18 protein-coding genes are annotated in these 22,167 nt (G+C 68.5%); 6 read left to right on the top strand and 12 right to left on the bottom strand.

The genetic code is table 11. The features are described from left to right. Positions 1 to 2 precede the first annotated feature (2 nt). The 12 genes from HWX22_RS19350 to HWX22_RS19295 form a co-directional block, all read right to left on the bottom strand. Positions 3 to 1,310 (bottom strand): hypothetical protein, encoded by a 1,308-nt coding sequence (locus HWX22_RS19350; protein ID WP_175910354.1) that lies wholly within the window; start codon positions 1,308 to 1,310, stop codon positions 3 to 5. A 3-nt stretch (positions 1,311 to 1,313) separates the two neighbouring features. Then, entirely contained in the window at positions 1,314 to 2,708 is a 1,395-nt protein-coding gene (locus tag HWX22_RS19345) for a hypothetical protein (protein ID WP_175910352.1), read from the bottom strand. A 33-nt stretch (positions 2,709 to 2,741) separates the two neighbouring features. After that, positions 2,742 to 3,788, bottom strand: coding sequence for a hypothetical protein (locus tag HWX22_RS19340; RefSeq protein ID WP_244135248.1), 1,047 nt, complete (start codon positions 3,786 to 3,788; stop codon positions 2,742 to 2,744). A gap of 56 nt (positions 3,789 to 3,844) precedes the next feature. Beyond that, positions 3,845 to 5,647: a hypothetical protein gene (locus HWX22_RS19335; protein ID WP_107938238.1), complete on the bottom strand. Its 1,803-nt coding sequence runs from the start codon at positions 5,645 to 5,647 to the stop codon at positions 3,845 to 3,847. A 58-nt stretch (positions 5,648 to 5,705) separates the two neighbouring features. Next, the gene (locus tag HWX22_RS19330) at positions 5,706 to 7,178 is read right to left on the bottom strand and encodes a S8 family serine peptidase (protein WP_175910347.1); all 1,473 of its coding nucleotides are present in this window, start codon (positions 7,176 to 7,178) and stop codon (positions 5,706 to 5,708) included. Next, positions 7,175 to 7,951 (bottom strand): hypothetical protein, encoded by a 777-nt coding sequence (locus HWX22_RS19325; protein ID WP_244135247.1) that lies wholly within the window; start codon positions 7,949 to 7,951, stop codon positions 7,175 to 7,177. The genes HWX22_RS19330 and HWX22_RS19325 overlap by 4 nt, the downstream gene beginning before the upstream one ends. A gap of 41 nt (positions 7,952 to 7,992) precedes the next feature. Beyond that, entirely contained in the window at positions 7,993 to 8,256 is a 264-nt protein-coding gene (locus tag HWX22_RS19320; RefSeq protein WP_175910342.1) for a hypothetical protein, read from the bottom strand. After that, positions 8,253 to 9,371: a hypothetical protein gene (locus HWX22_RS19315; RefSeq protein ID WP_175916225.1), complete on the bottom strand. Its 1,119-nt coding sequence runs from the start codon at positions 9,369 to 9,371 to the stop codon at positions 8,253 to 8,255. The genes HWX22_RS19320 and HWX22_RS19315 overlap by 4 nt, the downstream gene beginning before the upstream one ends. 70 nt (positions 9,372 to 9,441) lie before the next feature. After that, entirely contained in the window at positions 9,442 to 13,212 is a 3,771-nt protein-coding gene (locus HWX22_RS19310; protein ID WP_244135246.1) for an N-acetylmuramoyl-L-alanine amidase, read from the bottom strand. 9 nt (positions 13,213 to 13,221) lie between these two features. After that, entirely contained in the window at positions 13,222 to 13,620 is a 399-nt protein-coding gene (locus tag HWX22_RS19305) for a DUF3467 domain-containing protein (RefSeq protein ID WP_175916224.1), read from the bottom strand. 161 nt (positions 13,621 to 13,781) lie between these two features. Continuing rightward, complete coding sequence (locus HWX22_RS19300; RefSeq protein WP_059535964.1) at positions 13,782 to 14,744, bottom strand: sigma-54 dependent transcriptional regulator; 963 nt, start codon at positions 14,742 to 14,744, stop codon at positions 13,782 to 13,784. 478 nt (positions 14,745 to 15,222) lie between these two features. Then, positions 15,223 to 15,960 (bottom strand): LysR family transcriptional regulator, encoded by a 738-nt coding sequence (locus HWX22_RS19295; RefSeq protein WP_175910338.1) that lies wholly within the window; start codon positions 15,958 to 15,960, stop codon positions 15,223 to 15,225. A 142-nt stretch (positions 15,961 to 16,102) separates the two neighbouring features. Here HWX22_RS19295 and HWX22_RS19290 point away from each other — a divergent pair, with 142 nt between their 5' ends. The 6 genes from HWX22_RS19290 (at position 16,103) to HWX22_RS19265 (ending at position 22,042) form a co-directional block, all read left to right on the top strand. Then, a complete protein-coding gene (locus HWX22_RS19290) occupies positions 16,103 to 16,948 on the top strand; it encodes a MaoC family dehydratase N-terminal domain-containing protein (protein ID WP_244135245.1) in 846 nt (281 codons plus the stop codon). Positions 16,949 to 16,966: 18 nt separating this feature from the next. Continuing rightward, positions 16,967 to 18,124 (top strand): acyl-CoA dehydrogenase family protein, encoded by a 1,158-nt coding sequence (locus HWX22_RS19285; protein ID WP_059690462.1) that lies wholly within the window; start codon positions 16,967 to 16,969, stop codon positions 18,122 to 18,124. 13 nt (positions 18,125 to 18,137) lie between these two features. Next, positions 18,138 to 19,316, top strand: a complete 1,179-nt coding sequence (locus tag HWX22_RS19280) for a CaiB/BaiF CoA-transferase family protein (RefSeq protein WP_175910334.1) — start codon at positions 18,138 to 18,140, stop codon at positions 19,314 to 19,316. Between the two features lie 175 nt (positions 19,317 to 19,491). Continuing rightward, the gene (locus tag HWX22_RS19275; protein ID WP_059535954.1) at positions 19,492 to 20,001 is read left to right on the top strand and encodes a hypothetical protein; all 510 of its coding nucleotides are present in this window, start codon (positions 19,492 to 19,494) and stop codon (positions 19,999 to 20,001) included. A gap of 56 nt (positions 20,002 to 20,057) precedes the next feature. Further along, on the top strand, positions 20,058 to 20,570 hold the full coding sequence (locus HWX22_RS19270) for a hypothetical protein (protein WP_059535952.1): 513 nt from the start codon (positions 20,058 to 20,060) through the stop codon (positions 20,568 to 20,570). A 317-nt stretch (positions 20,571 to 20,887) separates the two neighbouring features. After that, positions 20,888 to 22,042 (top strand): c-type cytochrome, encoded by a 1,155-nt coding sequence (locus HWX22_RS19265; RefSeq protein ID WP_175910332.1) that lies wholly within the window; start codon positions 20,888 to 20,890, stop codon positions 22,040 to 22,042. Positions 22,043 to 22,167: the final 125 nt, after the last annotated feature.

Below are 22,167 nucleotides of genomic sequence, written 5' to 3'. Positions count from 1 at the left end.
ATTCAGTGCTGCCCGGCGGGCAAACCGGCGGCGGGGGCCGGCTTGTTGGGGTTGTACGGCGTCGAGTTGCCCTGGATCACCGACATCATCTCGGGCGTCGCCATCTTCTCGAGCGGCAGGTAGTCGCTCTTGAAGTTGACGCGCACCTCGCCCGAGAGCTTCGCTTTCACCTCGGCCTTCGATTCGCTCGTGTCGTCGAGCGCCGACCCGACGGTCGCCACGTGTTCCTGCTGCCCCTCGAACGCGGCGTCGGCCGAATACGGCGTGTACCAGCTGCCGTAATGGGCGTTGAGCGATTCCTTGTATTTCTGGCTTTCGCGGTCGTGCATCGACGCGGTGTAGGTGCGTTTCGCGGTGTCGCTCGCGCGCATGTCGAATACCACCTTGGCGTTGATCGACCCGTCGGTGACGACGATGCGATTGATGCCGAGCATGACCATCGACGACAGCAGCTGCTGCCGCTGCTTCGCCATCTGCAGGCGCGCCGCCGTGACGAGGCGCAGCTCGGATTTGTCGTCGGACAGGTCGGTCACCGGCGGATCGAGGTTGTAGTTCCGGCTGATCTCGGCAAGCCGCTGCTGCGCGTTGTCGCCCTGCGCCACCAGCCGCGTCGGGGCCGCCGCCGCGGCCGCGCCGGCGCTGTCCGCGTCGAACGCGTCGGCGCCTTCCTGCGCCTGCACCGACAGCACGTCCGGGAACGAATCGGCGAGATAGTCGCGGCCGGCGCCCTCGCTGATGTTGTCGCTCATGAACTGCGCGGTGGTCTTGGCGACGTTGGCGATCAACTCGCCATACGCGCGCATCTGCTCGATCGAGCTTTCGACGATCGCCTGGAACACGTTCTTGATCAGACCTCCTACGAATTTCGGGAAATCGACCTTCTGCACCATCTGGCCGAACTGCTCGACGCCCTGCTTCACCGCACCGGCCTGGAAGTCCTTGCCGGCGAAGCCGGGATCCTGCGCGAGCTGGCGCTTGGTCGCGGTGACGGGATCGTCGGCCAGCGTCGCGGCGGCCGGCGCCGGCTGCGGGTGCGGCTGCGCGATCGGGTGCGCGAGGCCGGTGGGCGGCAGTTCGCCGTTCGCCTCGCGCTCGGCGATCTCGGCATGCACGCCGTTCGGATCCGCCAGGTAAGCGAGCACCCGCACCGTATCCGCGGCGATGCGGCGGCGCTCGTCGTCGGGCAGGTCGAGGAACGACGGAATCGCGGTCAGCAGCCGGCGTACCTCGGGCCGCGTCGCGTCGAACGCGGCGGCGCTCGTGGGCGGCCGCACCGGGTGAAGCGCGTCGGGGGAAGCGGGCGGGCGCATGGCTCAGTTTCCCTTGGCCGGCGCCGGCGCCTGAGCCGCCGCCGCTGCCGGGGCAGGAGCCGCAGCGGGTGCGGCCGCGGCCGGCGGCGTTTTCGGACTGGGCAGCACGTTGGGATCGGCCGGCGTCGCGTTGCCGGTGATGGTGGCGATCATCTGCGGCGTCGCCATCTTGTCGAGCGGCAGGTAGTCGCTCTTGAAGTTGACGTCGACCGCGCCGGACATCTGGATCTTGGTCTGCATCGCCGCGTTGCTGGTTTCGGACGCGGCAGTCGACGCGGTGACGATCGGCTTGTTCTCGTATTCGTAGTCGCCCTTCGCGTAGTAGTCGGCGCTGTACTGGCGGCCGTTGTCCTTGTCGTTGCTGGAGTCGTACTTGCCGCCGCGATCGTAAGTGCCCTTGCCCGCGTAGGTCGACTGGACGTTGCCGTCCTTGTCGCGGGCGAGGTCGACCGCGCTGGCGCTGCGCTGCTTGGTGAGCGTGTCCTGCGCGCGCACGTCGTAGATGATCTTCGCCGAGATCTTGCCGTCGGTGACGACGATGCGGTTGATGCCCATCAGCACGATCGAGGCCAGCATCTGCTGGCGCTGCTTGGCGAGCTGCATCTTGAAGCGGTTGACGATGGCCAGCTCGGAGGCCTCGTCCGACAGGTCGAAGGTGTCGCCGTCACCCATCTGCAGGCGGGCACGCACCGTCTTCGACGCCTCGTCGGGGTCGACCCCGTCGCGCACCTGCACGCGCGGGCTCGGCGTATCGCCGCTGTCGTCCATGCCGATCTCGAACAGGTCGGGAAACTGACCGACCATATGATCGCGCGCCTGGTTCTCGGTCACATGTTCATCGGCGAACTGGCCGAGCGATTTCGCCACCTGCGCGATCATTTCCTGATACGCCTTCATCTGCTCGATCGAGCTGTGCGTGATCGACTGGAACACGCCGCTGATCAGGCTGGCGACGAAGGTCGGAAACTTGACCTGGTTCAGCAGCTCGCCCGCGACCGCCGCGCCCTCGCGCGCGGCCGACGCGGTGAACTTGGACTTGCCGATGTCCTCGACGGCCTTGTTGTGGACGTTGAAATCCTGCTCGTGCGCCGAATGATCCGTGTTGTCGTCGAGCGCGCGCGCCGTGGCGGTGCCCAGCCCGCCCGGGATTTCATTGCCGGCGAACCCCTCGGGCCGGGCCAGATAGTCGGCGATCAATGCGGTGTTGCGCGCGATGTCGCGGCGATCGGCGTCGGGCATCGCGTTGAATGCCTGCGACCGGGTCAGCATCTGCGCGACGCCGTGGCGCACTTCGTCGGCCGGCACCGGTGCCGGCGCCGGCGGCATATGGCGCGGGGTGGCCGCGGCGGCGCTGGGCGGTGGCGCGATCGGCGTGGAACGGGCGGCTTGCGGGAACATGGCGACCTCGCGGGAAACGCGTGACGAAGCGATTCAGTTGGCCTGGGCAGGCGCGTCCACAGGCAGTTCGAACTCGATGGGGCGCAGGTAGAGACTCACCCGTGCCGGGCAGGCCGCGTCCGTGCGCAAGCTGATGATCGAGAAGCGGCCCGGCCAGTGCGCGTCCTCCGGCGTGAACGCGCCCATCCATCGCTCGAGCGCCTGCAGCCCGCGCGGACGCTCGGCGAGCCCCATCGTCAGCAGGCTGAGGAACGCCGGCGGCACGTCGGGGATCGCCGAGAGCAGCACGTAGAGCTCGAAATCCGGCCCGTCCGGTCCGAGCCCGAACGCGAGCAGCGCGCCATGCGGCGGCAGGTCGAACCGCCCGCCGAGCACCAGCCCCAGAAGCTGCATGATGCCGGGAAGCCGATGGCCGATGCCGAGCGCGTCCATGACCGGCTGCAGATCGGCGAGCCGCAGCGCCCGGGTGCACGCGAACGTGAGCCGCTGGCCGCCGAGATCGCGCTGGGCCGCCATCGTGGTAAAGAGCGGCTTGAGCCCGGGCACCATCCGCAGCGCGGCCTGGACGATGCCGGCCAGGTCGCGGGGCAGGTTCTCGATCGTGCCGGCGTCGCCGGGCAGCTCGTAGTACACCTTGGACGCATAGAGCCCGTCGCGGTCGTAGCTGGAGCCGAAGAACGCGCCGTAGTCGAGGTTGCCGCCCGGCCGCGCGAAGCCGCGGAACGGCTCGCTCGCCTGGTCGAACCAGTGCAGCGCTTCGCGGCCGATGAAGTCCCGGATCAGCTTGCGCATTTCGCGGGTCGACTCGTCGCGCCGGTCGATCGCGGACGCCTCCGGCGGCAGCGGCTCGATCGTGAAGCGCAGCTTGCCCGGCTGGCTTTCCGAGAAACTGGGCTCGAACGGTACCGCCATCGGCATCAGCGCGTTGTCGCGAAACCGCAGATCGTCGGCGCCGTCGCCGAACGTGCGCAGGAACAGGTCGCGCGACGGCGCGAATGGATCGGCGGTGCCAAGGCTTCGCGCGGCGCTTTTCAGGCGTCGCTCGACCCGGGCGACGACCGGTTCGCGGGATGTGGTCATGGGCATGGCTCGGCTCCGGCAGGGTTCGGGAATGGCGCAGCGCACGCAACGCCGGTTCAGTGCGGACGGTTCGCGTAATAGCTCGCCCCGTTGTGCGTGCCGACGCCGTAGCCCGCCTTCACCGGCACGCCCGCCCCCAGGCCGATGCCGGCGCCGATATCGCCGACGCCGTCCAGCATCTCGCGCGCCATCGCCGGGATCGGCACGGGCTTCGACGTCATCTGCGGCGCCTCGCGCGGCTGCGAGAACTGCTCGATCTGCGTATCGGTGGTCGCGGTATCGGCCAGCCACAGCTCGCACGCGTTGACCAGGTCGTAATCGGTCGGGTCGACGGTCGACTTGTGGTTCGACGAGACGTCGGGGTTGGCGATCTGGTCGATGCTGAGCAGCGGGCCGGTCGCCTTGTTGACGCGATCGACGTTGTTGGCCAGCCACGCGGTGATGATCGTGCCGCAGGTCGCCAGCGTGCGATAGCGCGAGCTGGTGCGCGCGCCACCCAGATCGTAGGTCGCGACCTGGTCGATCACCTGCCACATGTCCTTGGCGCCGTAGCAGCCGCGGATCTCGGGGTCCTGCAGCAGGTCGATCATGAACTTGACCTGCGACTGGATCTCGCGCGCGGCGTAATGCGCCATGCCGTAGCCGTGCAGCGACAGGTTGCCGGCGAGATCGCGGGCGGCCTTGCGCACCTGCTGGTGGTTGATCGGGTTCGGCACGCTCGCGCGCAGCAGCGAGTCGACTTCGGTCTGGCGCACGAACGATGAAACCGACGACACGAAGCGGATCCACAAGTCGTTGAATTCGCGGTTGCCGGCTGTATTCGGATCGCCGCCCGGCACGCCGAGCGTGATGGCCGCGAAGTTCTTGCGCTCCTGCTCGGAGATGCGGTTCGGCGTTTCGCGCCAGTAGCGATAGAGCAGCTTGCCGGCATTGCCCGGGCCGATCGGCAGCGTGCCGTGCTGGAACTGCTCGACGATGCGGTCGACCACCTGGAACACCTTGAGTTCGTCGAACATCGCGGCGACGATCATCGGGCCCATCACGCGCACGTTGTCGGCGACGATGTTCGCGTCCTCCAGATCCTCGAGGTTCGGCAGGTCGATGCCGAGATCGGCGATCGCGTCCTCGCCGCCGATGTTCTGGACGGTGTTCAGCTCCTCGTTGATGCGGCGACGCAACTGCGGCTCGTCGGCCTGGATCTTGCGCGCCTGCAGGCCGCGCATCACGCGCGCGAATTCGGTGGTGACCACCCCCGGCTGCTCGCCGCCGCGGCCGTCGGGATCGCCCTCGATGCACAGCAGCGCCAGCACCCGCTGCGCCAGCGCGCCATACGAATTGGCCTCGCCCACCGCCGCGAAAAACTGGCGGGTAAAGGTGTTCATCAGCACGTTGTCGTCGTCCGGCACGGTCTTGCCGCCGTCGACCTTCACGGGCGGCGGCGTGGCTCCGTCCACCGAGAGGATGCCCAGCACCAGTGCGACGAGCGTGATCGACACGGCCTCCGGGTCCGAGCCGTTCGCGCCATTGGCGCCATTGGCGCCGCTCACGTCGCCCGCGTCGAACACCAGCTGGCCGTTGACCTCGGAGAGCAGCGGCGGGTTGACCAGCGACTTGCTGGCCAGCAGTTCGCGGGTGGCGACGAACAGCGGATCGCACACTTCCGGAACGCCGTCGGACGGCTTCGTGTCGTAGACGACCGCGAGGATGGCCTTGCACAGCGCGAGCTGCTCCCGCTCGGCGGCGACCGGCGGCCGCTTCAGCGACTCGAGCCGGTTGACGATATCGACCAGCCCGTCGCGTGCCCGGGTCTCGAGGTCGACGAGGTCGAGGAAGCGGACTTGATTGTTGACATGAAACATTTAACTTCTCCTTGAAATCCGGTCGGTTCGGGGGAGTGAACGGGATCCGGCGCGCAAGTCAGCCGTCGTCGGCACGGCCCTCCTTGCCCGTGCAACCGTCGTCGCCCGCCGCGTCATAGGCGTCGATGCGGCCGGACAGCCCCTGCAGCGCCGCCGCCGCGTCGAGAATGCCGGCGCCGCAGCCGTCGGCCGCGCCGGGCGCGAACGGGCGCGCGGCGGCAACGAGCAGATCGCGCACCGTCGCGCCGTCGAGCGGATAGGCGCGACGCTGCGCGTATGCGACGAGCAGCGCCGCGGCGCCCGCGACGAACGGCGCGGCGAAACTGGTGCCGGTCGCAAGCTGATAAGCCTCGATCGCGGTCGTCAGCACCTGTTCGCCGGGTGCGCACAGCGCGACGTGCGGGCCGCGCGTCGAGAACGGGGCCGGCCGGCCGTCGTCGCCCACGGCGCCGACCGCGATCACCTGCGGGTAGGCGGCGGGCCAGTAGCGGCTCACGCTGCCGTTGTTGCCGCTCGCGGCAACGAGGATGCAGCCGCGCGCGGCGGCGTACGCGATCGTGTCGGCGTGCGGTTTCGGGCGGTTGGCGGCGATCGTCGCATCGTCGGTGCCGAAGCTCATGTTGATGATCTTCGCGCCGAGGTCGACCGCGAGCTTGAGCGCGCGATCGAGATCGGCGATCGCGCCGAGCCCGATCGCGTGCGCCTTGCCCGGCAAACGGGCAGCGGCCAGCGCGCGCATCGGCAGGATGCGGCAGTCGCCGCCGAGCCCGCGCGGCATCGCCACGCCCTCCGCCGCGATGATGCCCGCGCAGCCCATGCCGTGACCGACGAAGCGGTCTTCGGGAAAATCGCCGCGATGGCCGTGACCGCTCAGCAGTTGCACGCCCGGCGACAGATCGCCAGGCTCCAGCCGCACGGTATCGGCGCCGGCGCGGAATGCGTGGGCGAATTCGGGATGCTGGCGGGCGATGCCGCTGTCGATGAGACCGACCGTGACGCCGCTGTCGCCTGGCTCGATCGCGTGCGCGTCGGCCATGCGCACCAGCGCGCGCGCATCCTGCGCCACCCGCGCGGCCGGCGGCACGGGCGCCAGGCGGCCGGGCGCGTCCATCGGGACCGTCGCCACGTAGTTGGGCGTCACGCTTTCCACGGTCGCGAGCTGGGCGAGCGCGTCGCAGAGTTCGCTGATCGGCGTGCCGGCCGGCACGCGCAACAGCAGCGTGCGGGCCATGCCTGTCATCTGTTCGATCGCGTCATATCCGAGGTGCGCGTGCCCGGGCACCCAGCGTCCGGCTGCCGCGCTGAACGGGCGCACCGCGAGAAAGCGGCCGGCGAACGCGGCCACGATGCGGTCGACCGGGCCGCCGTCGATGCATTGCGCGGCGGCCAGCGCGCCGCGCGTCACGTCGCGGATCGATGGCACGTGCTCGGGCGCTTCGCCGAGCGCCAGCTTGACGAGCAGGCTGGTCGGCAGGCTGAACTGACGCTCGCCGGGCGATGCCCACGGCGTGCCAAGTGCATGGATCGTCATGGCCGCGCCTCCTCCTGACCGGGAACGGCCGCCAGCGTCATGGGCCTGGCCGCGGGCGTCGGCGGCGGCGCGAATGCGCTCAGGTCGAACGCCAGCGCGGCCGCATGCCGGCTCGTCGGCGAGACGGCGAGTTCGCCCGCCCACTGGTCGCGACCGGGCGCGAGCAGCAGCTCGTCGTCCGTCGATTGCAACACCGCGACCGGGCGATTGCCGATCCGCACCAGCGGCGCGTGCGTGCCGTTGACGAGGTTGCGCCCGATCACGCGCAGCAGCGGCGACGCGTCGGGCTGCGCATCGGTGGCGGGCGCCACGGGCTCGACCCGCTCGACGCTCGGCGCGGACGCCCGGTCGAGCGCCCGGCGCAGCCGGTCCACGGACAGGTTGGTGACGCGGCCGATCGCATGCACCATGTCGCGCTGTTCGGCCTGCCGGAATTGCCGGACCGTGCGCACGCCGGCCCATTCCAGCCGTTTGCGGTCCTCGGCCGAGAGCTCGTCGCCCAGCGCGTCGAGCGGCTGGTCCTTGCTGTCCTCGGACAGCGCGATCGCGTTCTCCTCGATCGCCGGCCGCGTGATAGTCGTGAAGACGAGATGGAACGTGCTGCTGTCGGTGTCGCCCGGTCCGGCGGGGCGAATCCAGACCTCGCTTTCGACGAATTCGACATGGGCGCGCAAGTCGAGGTTGACGTCCTTGATCGCGAAGGTCAGCGGCAGGTTGAGGTTGCGCGCCTTGATCGCCATCGCCGCCTGCGCGTTGTCGAGCTGGCTCTGCACGGCCTGGATGAAATCCTCGAGGCGCAGGCTGGCGTTGCTGTTCATTTCCCCGCTCCGTCGATCGGCACGGCTTCGAGAACGATCGCGAGCCGCGCCGGCTCCGGATCGAAGGCCGTGCGGGTCAGGAACTGCGGCAGGTCGCCGACCAGCTCGATGCCGTCGGCGCTGTGCGCGACGCGCAGGTCGAGCGGCAGCTCCATGGCCACCGAGCACACCCGCAACCCCTGCGCCGCGCCCGCGGTCAGCTGTTCGGCAACGTCGGCGAACGCGCCCAGCGTCTCGCCCAGCGGCCGCGGCGAAATCATGTCGGTTCTCCCCGGGCGGATGCGGGCCGCATGGCGGGAGCGGCCGGTGCGCCAGGCACGGCGGGCGTCGCGGACGCGGCCGGCAATGCCGGCGCGGCGGCCGGCGCCGGTGTCACCGCAGGCGCGAGTGCGGGCGCCGCCGCCGGTGCCGCAGGCGGGGTGCCCGTCGCCGCCGGCGGCGCGATCCGCGCCGCGGGCCGGCTGTGGCGCTCCAGCAGATTGCGCGACGCCTCATCGACGAAACGGTCGAGCGGCAGCGTCTCCGAGGCGAAATTGATGCTCACCTTCCCGGTCAGCGTCGCCTTGAGATCGGTGTCGGTCTGCGCATTGACCGCGACGGTCGAGACCGTGGTGACGACATCGCCCGACGTGCCGCGTCCGCCCCAGGTCGTCTGGCCCGACGAAGGGTCGTTCGACGTCGCGTACTGCACGGCGGCCCGGTCGCGCGCCTTGGCCTGGAAATTGAGGCTGGCCGCGATCGTGCCGTCCTTGACCACGACCCGCTGCATGCCCAGCAGCACCATCGTCGACAGCGTCGACAGCCGATGCTGCGCGACGCGCTCGCGGGCGTGAGGCAGCACCACCGATTCGAGCGTCTGGGTGTCGAACGCGCCGTCGGCCGCGCCGAAATCGGCGAGCCACGCGGGCGCGGGCGTCGTGTCGTCGTCGCCGGGCCGGGTCACCGGCGCGAGGCGGTATTCGCCGCCGTCCTGCACCAGCGTCACGTCGTGCGGATACTGCTCGACCAGCCATGCGCGCGCCTGTCCGTCGGTCACGTTCTCCTGCGTGAACTGGTCCAGCGGCTTGGCCACCGCGCCGACCAGGTCGGCGAAACTCTCCACTTGCTTGATCGAGCTGTCGACGATCGCGTCGTACGTGCCATGCACCAGGCTCGCGACGAAGGTCGGAAAGTCGATCGCATCGGCCAGTGCCGCCGCACGCCGGCCGATGGCGTCCGTCGCCTTCTCCTTGGGCGGCGCCGACGCGCCCGGCGCGCCGGACACCCCGCCGCCGGCCGGCGCCGCTTGCGGCAGCACGCCGTCCTGCCTGCCCGGGTCGCTCGATCCGGAGCCGTCGACGATCTCGCGGCCGAATGCGTCGCGAGCAAGTGCCACCGCGGGCGTTACCGCGCCGCGTGGTGGCGGAGGGGGGATGAGGCGGGCCATCGCGCATGTCCCTCGAGGGTCAGGCAGGTTGCGGTTCGCGCGGCGCGGGCTGCGTGCCGCTTACCGGAAGCGGCGGCGCGCCGTCGGCGCCGTGCACGGTCTGGAAGCGGCCGTCGCCGTTCAGCACCACCTCCGTCACCCCGACCTGCTCCTCCTCGCCGGCATGCCGGAACGTGGTGGTGATGCGCAGCGTGACACTCGCCCGCTCGGGGGTTCCCGACCCACGGCCGATATCAGCGCGCACGAACGCGGTCCAGCCGTCGAGCATCTGCCCTTGGGCTGCGGCAATCGTCACGTCGCCGACCGCTCCGCCCTGCCACGCCCAGTCGATCGACACCGGCGCCGACGTGCGGCCGCTCGGCCCGTCGATGTATGGCCAGTCGTCGAGCGTGATGCGCTGACCCGGCATGCGCGGCTGCCCCGCGCCGCCCGCCAGCGCGTTGGCGGGCTGGACCAGTCCCGCCAGCTGCGCGAGATCGTAGCTGCGCCCGTCGCGGCTCTCGGTGCGCCGGGTCGGGGTCACGCCGAGGCCGAATTCGCCGCCTGCGGACGGCGGCTCGATGCCGAGTGCGTAACCCGCGCCCGCCGCGCTGCCGCGATTGATCGTGTGGCCGAACGTGCCGCCCGAATGCATGAGCTGGATCACGCCGATGCCGGCCGCCGCCTCGAATTCCGACACGAAATCCTCGTAGGTCATGATGTAGCGGCTGCCGGTCGCGTGGGTCGGCGGCAGCGTCCGCGCGCCGGGATGGCCCGGCGTGCCGACCACGCGGTCGAGCGGATCGGTGATCCGCACGAAATACGCGTCGCCGCTGCGATACATGCCCGTCACCACCACCGCATGGAAGAAGTTGACCGGCGCACGCACGACTTCGGCGACCCAGATCGGCCCGTTCGCCTCCAGCAGCCGCCGAAAGCCTTCCGGCGCGAAGCACGCGTTGGGCTCGACGGTGAGGGTCGACGCAGCGGCGAACCCCGCCACTTCGGCCGGTGCCAGGCCGTCCCGCATCTGGCGCTCGAGGCTGATGCAGCGCGCCAGCAGCGTCGGATCGACACTCTGGTTGTCGCGCCAGCCGAGCACCATCGACGCGGCCGTCGCCCAGCACCCCATGTCGGTGGGCTGCGGAGTCATCTGCACGTCGTCCCAGTTCACCGTCCAGTCGTCGGCCCCCAGCGCGCGCGCGGCGCCCGGCGCGACCGCCAGCGCCTGGCTCATGCCGAAGAAGCCGCGGCTCGGGATCGGCGCCTTCAGATGGCCGACGTATGCAAGCGTTCCAGGGGCCATCGTGCCGGTCGACAGGCTGGCGAGATCGCCCGGCGGCACCCAGTGAGGCGGCACGGTGACGATCGGCCTGCCTGCGTCCTGGAATGACTGGGCGACCAGTTGCGAGCAGAAGAAGTTGTCGGTGTCGGCGCCGTCTCCGAGTTCGATGCGGCCGACGAAGCGGCGGCAGCGCTCGGCCGCATCGCCCGACAGCAGGTCGCACGCGCGACGGTCGATCAGATAGCTGCCGCAGCGGACCAGCCCGACGTAGTTGAAACCGCGATCGAGATAGCGCGCGGCGGCATCGGCGACCTGCCGCTGCTGCGTATCGGTCAGGCCCGGCACCCGAAACGCGACCGCGAGGCGCGCATCGGCCAGCGCATCCGCGAGCGGACGCAGTTGAACACCGCCGGGAATCGCCTCGATCACCTGCCCGCCCTGGCCGACATAGAGCATCGCGTGGCTGACCTCGGCGCCGGAGCCGGCGCGAATGACGCCGGAGCCCGGATTGCCGGTGGTGCTGAGAATGATGTCGCCGATCTCCAGTGCGTCGGTGCCGATCGACAGCCCGCCGACGCCGGGGTCGAGCGGAATGTCGTCGCCGAGGCCTCGGGCGGCGAGCCCCAGCGCCTGGCCGGCCGCTTGCGGCTGGCAGGTGCGGCTGTTGACCAGCCGCATGAAATAGTCCCAGTCCCAGTTGCCGTCAGGGCACGCGGTATGGCCGGTCGAGGTGTCGGCCTCGCGATGGCCCATGATCGTCGTGCGATTGATCGGCAGTTGATACTTGTCGCACAGCGACGCGACCAGCGCGGCCGAGGTTTCGTACTGAAGCTGGGTCGGCGCCAGCGCGTCGAAATGCTGGACGGTGCCGTTGCGACGCGGGTAGTCGGCGCCGCCGCGCTTCACCGCGATGTGTTCGATGCCGATGCTGCGCTGGTTCGAGCCCTTGCAGTGCCACGCCGTGTCGGCCTCGGAGACGAACTGGACGACTTCGCCCTCCTGCCCGACCAGATAATGCGAACTCACCTTGGAGGTGGCATTGGTGAAGGTATTCACCACGCGCTGGACGGTGGGTACGTCGGCGATGTGGATGATGATGCGGTCGATCGTCTTGCTGCCGCGCCCCTCGTCGAAATTCGGGCTGGCCGCGGTGCGCGTGACGAGGCTGTTCTCGCGCGCGCCCAGCGCCAGCGCGCTGGCCGTCGCGGGCGGCTCGGCGCCCGCATCGTCGTCGCTGTACGGCGGCGTATCGATGCCGTAGGCCTCCGGGTCGTCGCTCAGGGCGCGCGACCACGCGAGCGCCGACGACGTGGCAATCGTGCCCGCCGCGGCGCGCGAAACACCGACGAAGATGCTCACCGGGCTGCCGACGCTGACGCCGGCCGACAACGTGACGCCGACGAATTCGCCGCGTGCGTTGAACAGCGCCGAGATGCCGCCGGCCGCGCTTTCGCCGACCATCACGCCGGCGGTCGTGCCGGTGCCCGAGAAGTCGTCGATATGGCCGCGCAGCAGGCTGATCTGGCCGGTGAGGCTCGCCGACACGATGTAGCCGAAGTCGAGCTCGCCCGACACGAACACGCCGATGTCGTCGCCATTGGCGTCGAAGATGACGCCGACCGCGCCCGAGGCCCCGGATTCCATTCCGGCGCCCGCGCCCGCGCCGATCGAGACCGACAGGCCGTTGCGCATCGCGACGGGCAGCAGCAGCATCAGCGACGCGGTGGCCGGATTCGCGCTCAGGATCGCGCGCAGCGCGGCCCGCTCGACGGTCGACAGCTTGCGCGGCCGCGGCCAGGTAAAACTGCGTCGGTCGCCGGCGATGCGGAACTCGGCATCGTCGCTCATCCCTTGCGAGACGGGCGCCGGGTGCCCGGCCGGCGCCGGCGCCGGTACCGGTGCCTGCGGCTTCGCCTCGACGGGCGTTGCGGCGTTCAGCGGCGGAAGCGGACCGAACCCGTCGTCGTAGTGAACATCGTGGTGCGGCGCAACGGGTTCGACGGCCGGCCGCGGCGCGGCGGAAGCAGCGCCCGGCGCGGCAGGCGCCGGTACGGCGGTCGCGCCCGGCCGCGTGCCGTCGCCCGCCCAGTTCAACAGCGGACTCCTGGCGGCGGCGCCACCGCGCGTCGGGAACACGCGGACCCTGCGCAACCCGCGATCGCTGAGCCCCGACAGCGACACGTACGGGCTGTCGGCATTCGGCAGCACGTCGATCGTCCACGCGTCGGCATCGGGCGAAGCGGCCGTGGCGAGACCGAACCACAGGCGGCCCGCGCCCACGAAGCGCGCCAGCACCGCCGGCGGCACCATGTACACCGCTTCGCCGCGCGGAATCGCCAGCAGGCCGTCCTCGCGGCTGGTGTAGAACGTCGACGACGTGCGCCCGTCCTTGCGCGTGAACAGCGCGGGATCGGTGGCGATCACCAGTTCCGCGACGCACGGCGCGTGGCCGACGCGAATCGTGAAGCCCAGCATCGGGAAACGGTCGGTCAGGACCATGCGGTTGGGATGGAGTTGCGCTGCCATGTCGTGTCCTCAGCTCTGGTTTTGATCGGGCTCGTCGCGACGGCCGCCGAGCATCGGCTTGCTGCGCGCATCGATCGCGCGCCGCTCGAATTCCTGCGGGGGAAGAATCGCCAGATCCGTTTCCGGTTCGCCGATGTCGGGGATGGCGTGGTGGGTCGCCTCGAACTGGGCGATCGCGCTCGCCAGCAATTGCGCGAGCAGCTTGGCGTGCACCGGGCTGACCGCGACGCGGCTCATCAACTGGACGTTGCCGGACTGCGGCTCGACCTGCCCGGCATCGATCAGGAACTCGAACGCGTTGTGCCCGACCTCGAAATAATTTGCATAGCTGGCGAGCAGCGGCCGTGGCTGGCCGGCCTGCTGCGCCGGTTCCGGCGGGGCGTCCTGGAGCGGCTCGATGACGTGCACGACGGCCTCCTTGCATGGCGACGGGCGGTCTGTCCGTTCTGCTTCGCAAGGAGCGGGCCAATGCGTGTGCGTCGGCACAAGCGCTTGATTTGTCGTGGGATTTCCCGACTGGAGCGGTCTTCGCGAAAGCCGCCGGGCTGTACCATGTGACAGCCGCGCTGTCACACCGAGGCAGTGTTGCCGGCGTCCAGGTTGTACTTGGCCAGCTTGCGGTACAGCGTCATGCGCGACCAGTTCATCTGGCGCGCCGCCTCCATCTTGTTCCAGTTGGTCTGGCGCAGTACCGAGACCAGCCGCTCGCGCTCGTGCTCGCCGGCCGAGAAATCCTGCAGGAACAGGCGGCGGAATGCCGGCGGCAGGTCGCCCAGCCCGAACGGACGCCCTTCCGGCGCATCGACGAACAACGCCTCGACCAGATTGCGCAGCTCACGCACGTTGCCCGGCCACCGGTAGTGCCGCATGCACTCGAGCAGCGCCGGATCGGGCCGCCCCACCCGCATCGCGCGCCGCTGGTTGTGTTCGGCGACGAAGTGATCGACGATCGACGCGATGTCCTCCGGCCGCTCCCGCAGCGGCGGGATCTCGATGCGCGCGACGTTCAGGCGATAGAACAGGTCGGCGCGGAAACGGCGTTCCGCGACCAGGTCCTCCAGACTTTCGTTGCTGGCGGCCACGATCCGGACATCGACCGGGCGCCGGCGCAGCGAGCCGACCGGCATCACCGTGCGGTCCTCGAGCAGGCGCAGCAGCTTGGCCTGAACGGCGGGCGGCATCTCGCTGACTTCGTCGAGGAACAGCGTGCCGCCGTCGGCCTCGACGAAGCGGCCGGGAAACGCGTTCTGGGCGCTCGTGAAGGCGCCGCGCTCGTGACCGAACATCTCGGACTCGAACAGGCTGTCGGGCACCGCGGCGCAGTTCACAGCGATGAACGGTTTGTCGGTTCGCGGGCTGAGGCGGTGGACGGCGGTGGCGACGCGCTCCTTGCCGGTGCCGGTTTCACCGGTCACGAGCACCGTCGTATCGGTCTGCGCGACCTTCGCCAGATAGCGGCGCAGGTCGGCCATCGCCGGGCTCGAGCCGTGCAGCCCGAGTGACGTCGCGTGAATGCCTGCGGTCGTGTTCATGCGCGCGCCGTTCGGCTAACAAACCGCTGACGGATGACGCGCAGCCCCGATTTTCATCGCCACTTCCCCCGGTGGATGTTGAGGAACAAGGCAAGCATCCTCTATGGCGATTGTCGGCACGCGTTTAATTAGTACTGTGATGCGTGTTGAATGGATGAGCCGCGTGTCTCGGCGCCGGCCGATAATCAGTGTAGTTTCAATATCGCGCTTCGTACAACCTGCCGACGGCCGATGTTTGCGCGCGAACGGCCGACCGCCGGTGCGCGGGCGGTCCGATCGACTCGGGCATGCTCGGCGCGATGGCGAATGTGTGATGTATGTGTCGTGTCACGCATGTTCATCGATCCGTCCGCAATCAGCATGCCGAACGAAATGCCGATCGCGGCATTGGAGAATGCGTATCGTTCACGCGGCGCGCGCGGAGACTTCGCACACCGCATCCGCGGCGGCGGTCCGCGCATTCCGCTCACCCCGCCCGTCACGACGGCGCGGATTCGCCCTCGCGCAACGTGATGCCCGTCCACGCGCCGCTCGCGGCCAGTTCGCCGATCAGCTCGACGATCGTTTGCCGCACGGCGAGCGCGGCGGAATTGACCGGAGACGTGTTCGACCAGCACAGGCTGGCAGGCCGGCGAATTTCCGGCTCGACGATCCGGCGCATCCTCGGCCGGCTGGACGGCTCGCGCGACGACACCGCGCCGCCCGGCTCGCCGAGCAGATGCAGCACCTCGTCGAACAGCGGCATCGCGGTGATGCCGGTGGTGTTGGATTCGCGGAACAGGATCGCGAGGTCGAGCCGCCCGTTCGCCAGCAATTCGTTGATGAAGCCGCTCATGCTCTCGAGGTACTGCAGCCGGATACCCGGATAGCCCGCCCTCACCCGTTCGAACAGCGGCACGGCGAGGCTCGCGGTCATCGTGGTGGGAAAACCCACCGCGACGGTGCCCGACTCGCTGCCCGCGCCTTCCCGCACTTCCTGGCGCAGTTGCTCCATCTGCCGAAGCACGAGCCGCGCATGGCGATACAGCGCCTGCCCGGCCGCGGTCGGCTTCACGCCCTGCGGGCTGCGCACCAGCAGCGTGACGCCGATGTCGCCCTCCAGCTTCGCGATCTGCTGGCTCAGCGACGGCTGCGCGACGAACAGTTTTTCGGCCGCTTTCCCGAGGCTCCCGTATTCAACGATGCTGACGAAGTAACGGAGCTGGCGGATGTCCATGGCGTGTCGGTCGATGCGAGAAAGTCATAGGGTACCCCTATGACCGGCACATTCAAACGGTATTTCCGCCGCGCGCAAGCTTCACCTAAAGTCACTTCATGCCAAGTCGAAACCGCCGGCCTGCCCGGCGATGGAGGTGACAGTGAACGCTCCCCGGTCGCATGCCAGCGACGATGTCCAACAGGTCGCGACCGACCTGATCAGTGCCGAACGGGCAATCGCCCTCGCGGCGACGCTCGACCATCCGACCGTTCCCGCGACCGGCGATGCGTTGCTGCCCGCCTGGCACTGGCTGTATTTCTGGTCGATCGCGCAGCAGGCCGAACTCGGCCCGGACGGTCATCCGCGCAAGGGCGGCTTCCTGCCGGACCTGGGACTGCCGCGGCGCATGTGGGCCGGCGGCCGCCTGACGTTCGAACAAGCGCTGACGATCGGCGCGATCGCGACGCGCACGTCGCGCGTGCTGTCGGTCGAACGCAAGGAAGGCCGCAGCGGCACGCTCGGCTTCGTCACCGTCGAGCACGTGATCGAATCCGGGGGCGAAGTCGCGATCCGCGAGGAACACGACATCGTCTATCGCGGCCCGGCCGCGCCCGGCGCCGCCGCGCCCCCACCGAAGGCCGCACCCGACGATGCGCAATGGCAGCGCGACATCACGCCGGATGAAGTCATGTTGTTCCGCTATTCCGCGCTGACCTTCAACGGCCTTCGCATTCACTACGACCGCACCTACGTGCGCGAGGTCGAAGGCTATCCGGACCTCGTCGTGCACGGCCCGCTGATCTCGACGCTGCTGCTCGACCTCGTCACGCGCTCGCTGCCCGGTGCGACGATCGGCGAATACGCGTATCGCGCGGTACGGCCGACTTTCCTCGGCAACACCTTCAGCGTGTGCGGCCGCCTCGCCGACGACGGCAAGACCGTCGATCTCTGGGCCAGGGATCACGACGGCTGGCTGACCATGTCCGCGCGCGCGATCCTCGCCTGACATTCCCCGATACGAAACATGAATCCTGCCGACGCGCACCAAGCCATTCGCGAAGCCGTTCGCGACCTGTGCGGCGAATTCCCCGCCGAATATTTCCGCAAGATCGACGCGGAACGCGGCTATCCCGACGCGTTCGTCGACGCGCTGACGAAAGCCGGCTGGCTCGCCGCACTGATTCCGCAGGAATACGGCGGCTCGGGCCTCGGCCTGACCGAGGCGTCGGTGATCATGGAGGAAATCAATCGCGCGGGCGGCAATTCCGGCGCGTGTCACGGCCAGATGTACAACATGGGCACGCTGCTGCGCCATGGTTCGGCCGAGCAGAAACAGCGCTATCTGCCGAAGATCGCGAGCGGCGCGCTGCGTCTGCAGTCAATGGGCGTGACCGAACCGACCACCGGCACCGACACGACGAAGATCAGGACAACCGCGGTACGCAAGGGCGACCGCTACGTGATCAACGGGCAGAAGGTGTGGATCTCGCGCGTGCAGCACTCGGACCTGATGATCCTGCTCGCGCGCACGACGCCGCTTTCGGACGTTAAGAAGAAATCCGAAGGAATGTCGATTTTCATCGTCGACCTGCATCACGCGATCGGCAACGGGATGACGGTGCGCCCGATCCCGAACATGGTGAACCACGAGACGAACGAGCTGTTCTTCGACAACCTCGAAATCCCCGCGGAAAACCTGATCGGCGAGGAAGGCCAGGGCTTCCGGTACATCCTCGACGGATTGAATGCGGAGCGCACGCTGATCGCAGCCGAATGCATCGGCGACGGCTACTGGTTCGTCGACAAGGTGTCGCGGTACGTGAAGGATCGCGTCGTGTTCGGCCGCCCGATCGGCCAGAACCAGGGCGTGCAGTTTCCGATCGCCCGCGCGTTCGTCAACGTCGAGGCGGCGAGCCTGATGCGCTTCGAGGCCGCGCGCCGGTTCGACGCGCACGAGCCGTGCGGCGCGCAGGCGAACATGGCGAAGCTGCTCGCCGCCGATGCGTCGTGGGAAGCCGCGAATGCGTGCCTGCAGTTCCATGGCGGCTTCGGCTTCGCGTGCGAATACGACGTCGAGCGCAAGTTCCGCGAGACGCGCCTGTATCAGGTCGCGCCGATCTCGACGAACCTGATCCTGTCGTACGTCGCCGAGCATATCCTCGGCCTGCCGCGTTCGTTCTGACGGAGCGATGAGCATGCGCCCACTGGAAGGCATCAAGGTCGTCACGTTCGAGCATGCGATCGCCGCGCCGTTCTGCACGCGCCAGCTCGCGGATCTCGGCGCGCGCGTGATCAAGGTCGAACGGCCGGGCGTCGGCGATTTCGCGCGGGGCTACGACGAACGCGTGTCGGGGCTCGCGTCCCACTTCGTGTGGACCAACCGCTCGAAGGAAAGCATCACGCTCGACGTCAAGCAGCCCGCGGCGCTCGACGTCGTGCACAGGCTGCTCGCCGATGCCGACGTGTTCGTGCAGAACCTCGCACCCGGCGCGACGCAGCGCCTGGGGTTCGACTACGACACGCTGCGAGAGCGCTATCCGCGGCTGATCGTCTGCGACATTTCCGGCTACGGGCTCGACGGACCGTTTCGCGACAAGAAGGCGTACGACCTGCTGATCCAGAGTGAATCCGGATTCCTCAGCATTACCGGCTCCGACGGCGAGCCGGCCAAGGCCGGTTGCTCGATCGCCGACATCGCGGCAGGCATGTATGCGTATACGAACATCCTCGCCGCGCTGATCGAGCGCGGCCGCACCGGACACGGCCGGCACATCGACGTGTCGATGCTCGAAAGCATGGTCGAGTGGATGAGCTATCCGCTCTACTACGCGATCGACGGACAGTCACCGCCGCCGCCAGCCGGCGCATCGCACGCGACGATCTTTCCGTACGGTCCGTTCAAGACCGGCGACGGGAAGACCGTGATGCTCGGGCTGCAGAACGAGCGCGAATGGAAACGCTTCTGCGAGACCGTGATCCGCATGCCCGGGTTGGCGACCGACGAGCGTTTCGGGTCGAACAGCCGCCGCGTCGCGAATCGTGACGAACTCGCGTCCGTCATCGTCCGCGCGTTCTCGACGCTGACGTCCGCCGACGTGATCGACCGGCTCGAGCAAGCCGGCATCGCGAACGCGCGGATGAACGACATGCACGGCGTCTTGGCGCACGAACAGCTCGCCGCGCGACATCGCTGGACCCGCGTCGATACGCCGGCTGGCGAGATCCCTGCCCTGCTGCCGCCCGGCGTCGCACCGAGCGACGAGCCGCGCATGGATCCGGTGCCGGCGCTTGGCCAGCATACCGATGCCGTGCTGCGCGAACTCGGCTATGCCGATGAACAGATTCATACGTTGCACGCATCCGGCGCGGTCTGACCGGGCCTTTCCGCGTTGAGCGAAGCGCGCGAAGGGTTCGATAAAAAGGGTTCCGTGCGAATTTCCGCCGCGCACTGAAGCGTGATCGCGTGTAACCCCGTACGCGCGAGCAGGCACCACGCTGCCGATGGTGACATAAAATAGAACGTACTCCAGACTGAAAAAGGGGGCCGACATGAGGCGCCTCTATTTCCTCGTACCCGACACGCAGATGGCCAAGGCGATCGTGGATGACCTGCTCCGCGCGCGCATCATCTGGCGCCATATCCACGTCCTCGCCGATCACAGCGTCACCCTTGAAGAATTGCCCGAAGCATCTTTGCTGCAAAGCAGCGATGTCGTTCACGCGCTCGAGCGTGGTGTCGCACTCGGCGGCGCGACGGGGGCGCTCATCGGTCTCGTCGCGCTCGTGTTTCCCCCTGCCGAGCTCGTGATCGCGGGCGGCGCCGTCGTTGCATTGACGGTGGTGGGCGCGGGCTTCGGCGCGTGGACGGCCGGGATGATCGGCATCGCCGAGCCGAATGCGCGACTCGAGCGATTTCGTGACGCGATCAAGGAAGGCCAGATTCTGATCATGGCCGACGTGCCGGCATTGCGAGAGCAGGAAATCGAGCAGATGATCGCCCGACATTTTCCGCAAGCGGATCTGGAAGGCGGCGAGCCTACGTCACCGGTTTTCCCCTGACACGCGGAAACCGGCCTGCCTGAGTGCTGAGGTCGATCCTTCAGCAAGGAGGTCCTATGGAACTGCACATTCAGTCACACCATTGGCAACGGCGCATGCCGGACTGGCTCGCCGCTGCCGTGGCCGGTCTCGCGGGTGGCGCCCTGGTGATCGTGCTCGAATTCTTCTGGTCAACCATGGTGCTCGATGAAAGCCCGTGGCAACCGACCCACAAGATCGCGGCGATGGTGATGGGCCGTGGCGCGCTTGAACAGATGTCGGTGTTCAGCTTCAGCATCGTGGGAGTGGCGCTGCTGTTGCACTACGTGCTCGGTGCCATCATGGGGATGATCCTCGCCGCGATCATGGCCCCGTTCCGCTTCGATTCGAGCGTCGGCATGGAAGCAGTCATCGGCCTGGCGTTCGGGATCGTCGCGTATGTCTGGAACTTCTACGTGATGACCGCCGTATTCCCCTGGTTCATCTCGGAGCGCGGCTCCGGACCGTTGTTGGCCAACCTGCTGTTCGGGGTGGTCACCGCCGTCGTCTACGGCATGCTCGAACGGCGCAAGCAGAACGCGACGCCCTGACACGCCGTTGCTTCGCGCCGCGCAGGACGGCTGCCTCGACGATCCACGCCGGCGGCGGCCGTTTTGCTGGTCGTCGCAGGGAGATTGAACCATCAGTTGTGCGATGCATGCGGGTATGGGAGCGTGCTTCCTTCCTTGCGCTGCCTTGCACGATGCAAAGGAGCAGACTACCTTTTCTTTAGAGCCGCCGACGACGCTTGGCGAATCGGTCTTGGTGGACTGCCGGCAACATGTAATACGAAATCCGGCAAGGCGGCACGACGATGCCAGGAGCGCGGGTTGGCGGCTCCGGCGTGTGACGCGCGGCGAGGCGGCCCATGGCGCTTGCGATTGCCCTGATCGTGATCATCGCATTGGCGGTGGGGTTTCACTTTGCCAGTCCCTGGTGGATCACGCCGATCGCGTCGAACTGGGTGCGCATGGACGACATGCTGACGATCACGCTCGTCATCACCGGCGCATTCTTCATCGCGATCAACCTGTTCATCGCGATCGCACTGATGCGCTACCGCCACCGCGGCGGGCATCGCGCAGCCTACGAGCCGCACAACCGGCGGCTGGAATGGTGGCTGATCGGCTTGACCGCCGTCGGCGTCGCGGCGTTGCTGGCACCCGGTCTGTTCGTCTACGCGGACTACATTCGGCCGCCGAGCAACGTGCTGCAGATGGAGGTGCTCGGCCGTCAATGGCAATGGCGCTTCCGCTTCGCCGGCCCCGGCGGCAAGCTGGGCACGACGGACGTGCGCTACGTCAGCAACGACAACCCGTTCGGCCTGAATCCCGGCGACCCCAACGGCCGCGACAACTACCTGATCGAGACGCCCGAGGTCCATCTGCCGCTGAACCGGCCGGTCCAGGTCCTGACACGGTCGCTCGACGTGCTGCACGACTTTTACGTGCCGCCGTTCCGTGCGCGCATGAACATGGTGCCCGGCATGGTGACGACCTTCTGGTTCACGCCGACCAAGGCGGGACGTTACGACATCCTGTGCGCGCAGCTTTGCGGTCTCGGACACGCCAGCATGCGCGGCGTGGTGGTGGTGGAAGACGAAGCATCGTTCTCGCGCTGGCTGGCGCAGCAGACCACCTTCGCGCAGCGGCAGCAGGCCGGCGTGCAGGCCGCTGCCGCCACGGCAGGCGGCAGCGCCCAGGCGCTTGCCGACCAGGGCAAGGCGCTCGCGGCAGCCAAGGGCTGTTTCGCGTGCCATACCGTGGACGGCAGTCCGCGCGTGGGCCCGACCTGGAAGGGCCTGTACGGCAAGACCGAAACGATGGCCGACGGCAGCACCGCGAAGGTGGACGAAGCCTATCTGCGCGCGTTCATCCGCAACCCGACGGCCCGCGTCGTGAAGGGGTACGCACCGATCATGCCGCATTTCGACCTGAGCGAGCAGGAGCTGACCGCGCTCGTGACCTACATCGAATCGCAAAGCGGCCCGGCTGCCAGCACCGCGGCCAACCGCCAGCCCTAGGGAAACACTGATTAATAGGCGATCGCGCGAGGTGGTCGGCGATGTGGGCGGGGAATGGCCGGATACCGAAGCGAAGCGCCGCCCATTCGGAGAAGTTTGCCCCGAGGATGCACCTTATTTCTCGC

It is taken from the genome of Burkholderia sp. BCC1638 (assembly GCF_902833195.1).
GTDB lineage: Bacteria > Pseudomonadota > Gammaproteobacteria > Burkholderiales > Burkholderiaceae > Burkholderia > Burkholderia diffusa.
The sequence above is the reverse complement of the archived record's forward strand: the minus strand, read 5'-3'. Positions and strand labels throughout refer to the sequence as shown.

What these genes read in the sequence shown, in the direction of transcription:
- HWX22_RS19350 (WP_175910354.1), bottom strand. Translation starts at nt 1,310, where the DNA reads ATGCGCCCGCCCGCTTCCCCCGACGCGCTTCACCCGGTGCGGCCGCCC.
- HWX22_RS19345 (WP_175910352.1), bottom strand. Translation starts at nt 2,708, where the DNA reads ATGTTCCCGCAAGCCGCCCGTTCCACGCCGATCGCGCCACCGCCCAGC.
- HWX22_RS19340 (WP_244135248.1), bottom strand. Translation starts at nt 3,788, where the DNA reads ATGACCACATCCCGCGAACCGGTCGTCGCCCGGGTCGAGCGACGCCTG.
- HWX22_RS19335 (WP_107938238.1), bottom strand. Translation starts at nt 5,647, where the DNA reads ATGTTTCATGTCAACAATCAAGTCCGCTTCCTCGACCTCGTCGACCTC.
- HWX22_RS19330 (WP_175910347.1), bottom strand. Translation starts at nt 7,178, where the DNA reads ATGACGATCCATGCACTTGGCACGCCGTGGGCATCGCCCGGCGAGCGT.
- HWX22_RS19320 (WP_175910342.1), bottom strand. Translation starts at nt 8,256, where the DNA reads ATGATTTCGCCGCGGCCGCTGGGCGAGACGCTGGGCGCGTTCGCCGAC.
- HWX22_RS19310 (WP_244135246.1), bottom strand. Translation starts at nt 13,212, where the DNA reads ATGGCAGCGCAACTCCATCCCAACCGCATGGTCCTGACCGACCGTTTC.
- HWX22_RS19300 (WP_059535964.1), bottom strand. Translation starts at nt 14,744, where the DNA reads ATGAACACGACCGCAGGCATTCACGCGACGTCACTCGGGCTGCACGGC.
- HWX22_RS19295 (WP_175910338.1), bottom strand. Translation starts at nt 15,960, where the DNA reads ATGGACATCCGCCAGCTCCGTTACTTCGTCAGCATCGTTGAATACGGG.
- HWX22_RS19285 (WP_059690462.1), top strand. Translation starts at nt 16,967, where the DNA reads ATGAATCCTGCCGACGCGCACCAAGCCATTCGCGAAGCCGTTCGCGAC.
- HWX22_RS19280 (WP_175910334.1), top strand. Translation starts at nt 18,138, where the DNA reads ATGCGCCCACTGGAAGGCATCAAGGTCGTCACGTTCGAGCATGCGATC.
- HWX22_RS19275 (WP_059535954.1), top strand. Translation starts at nt 19,492, where the DNA reads ATGAGGCGCCTCTATTTCCTCGTACCCGACACGCAGATGGCCAAGGCG.
- HWX22_RS19270 (WP_059535952.1), top strand. Translation starts at nt 20,058, where the DNA reads ATGGAACTGCACATTCAGTCACACCATTGGCAACGGCGCATGCCGGAC.
- HWX22_RS19265 (WP_175910332.1), top strand. Translation starts at nt 20,888, where the DNA reads ATGGCGCTTGCGATTGCCCTGATCGTGATCATCGCATTGGCGGTGGGG.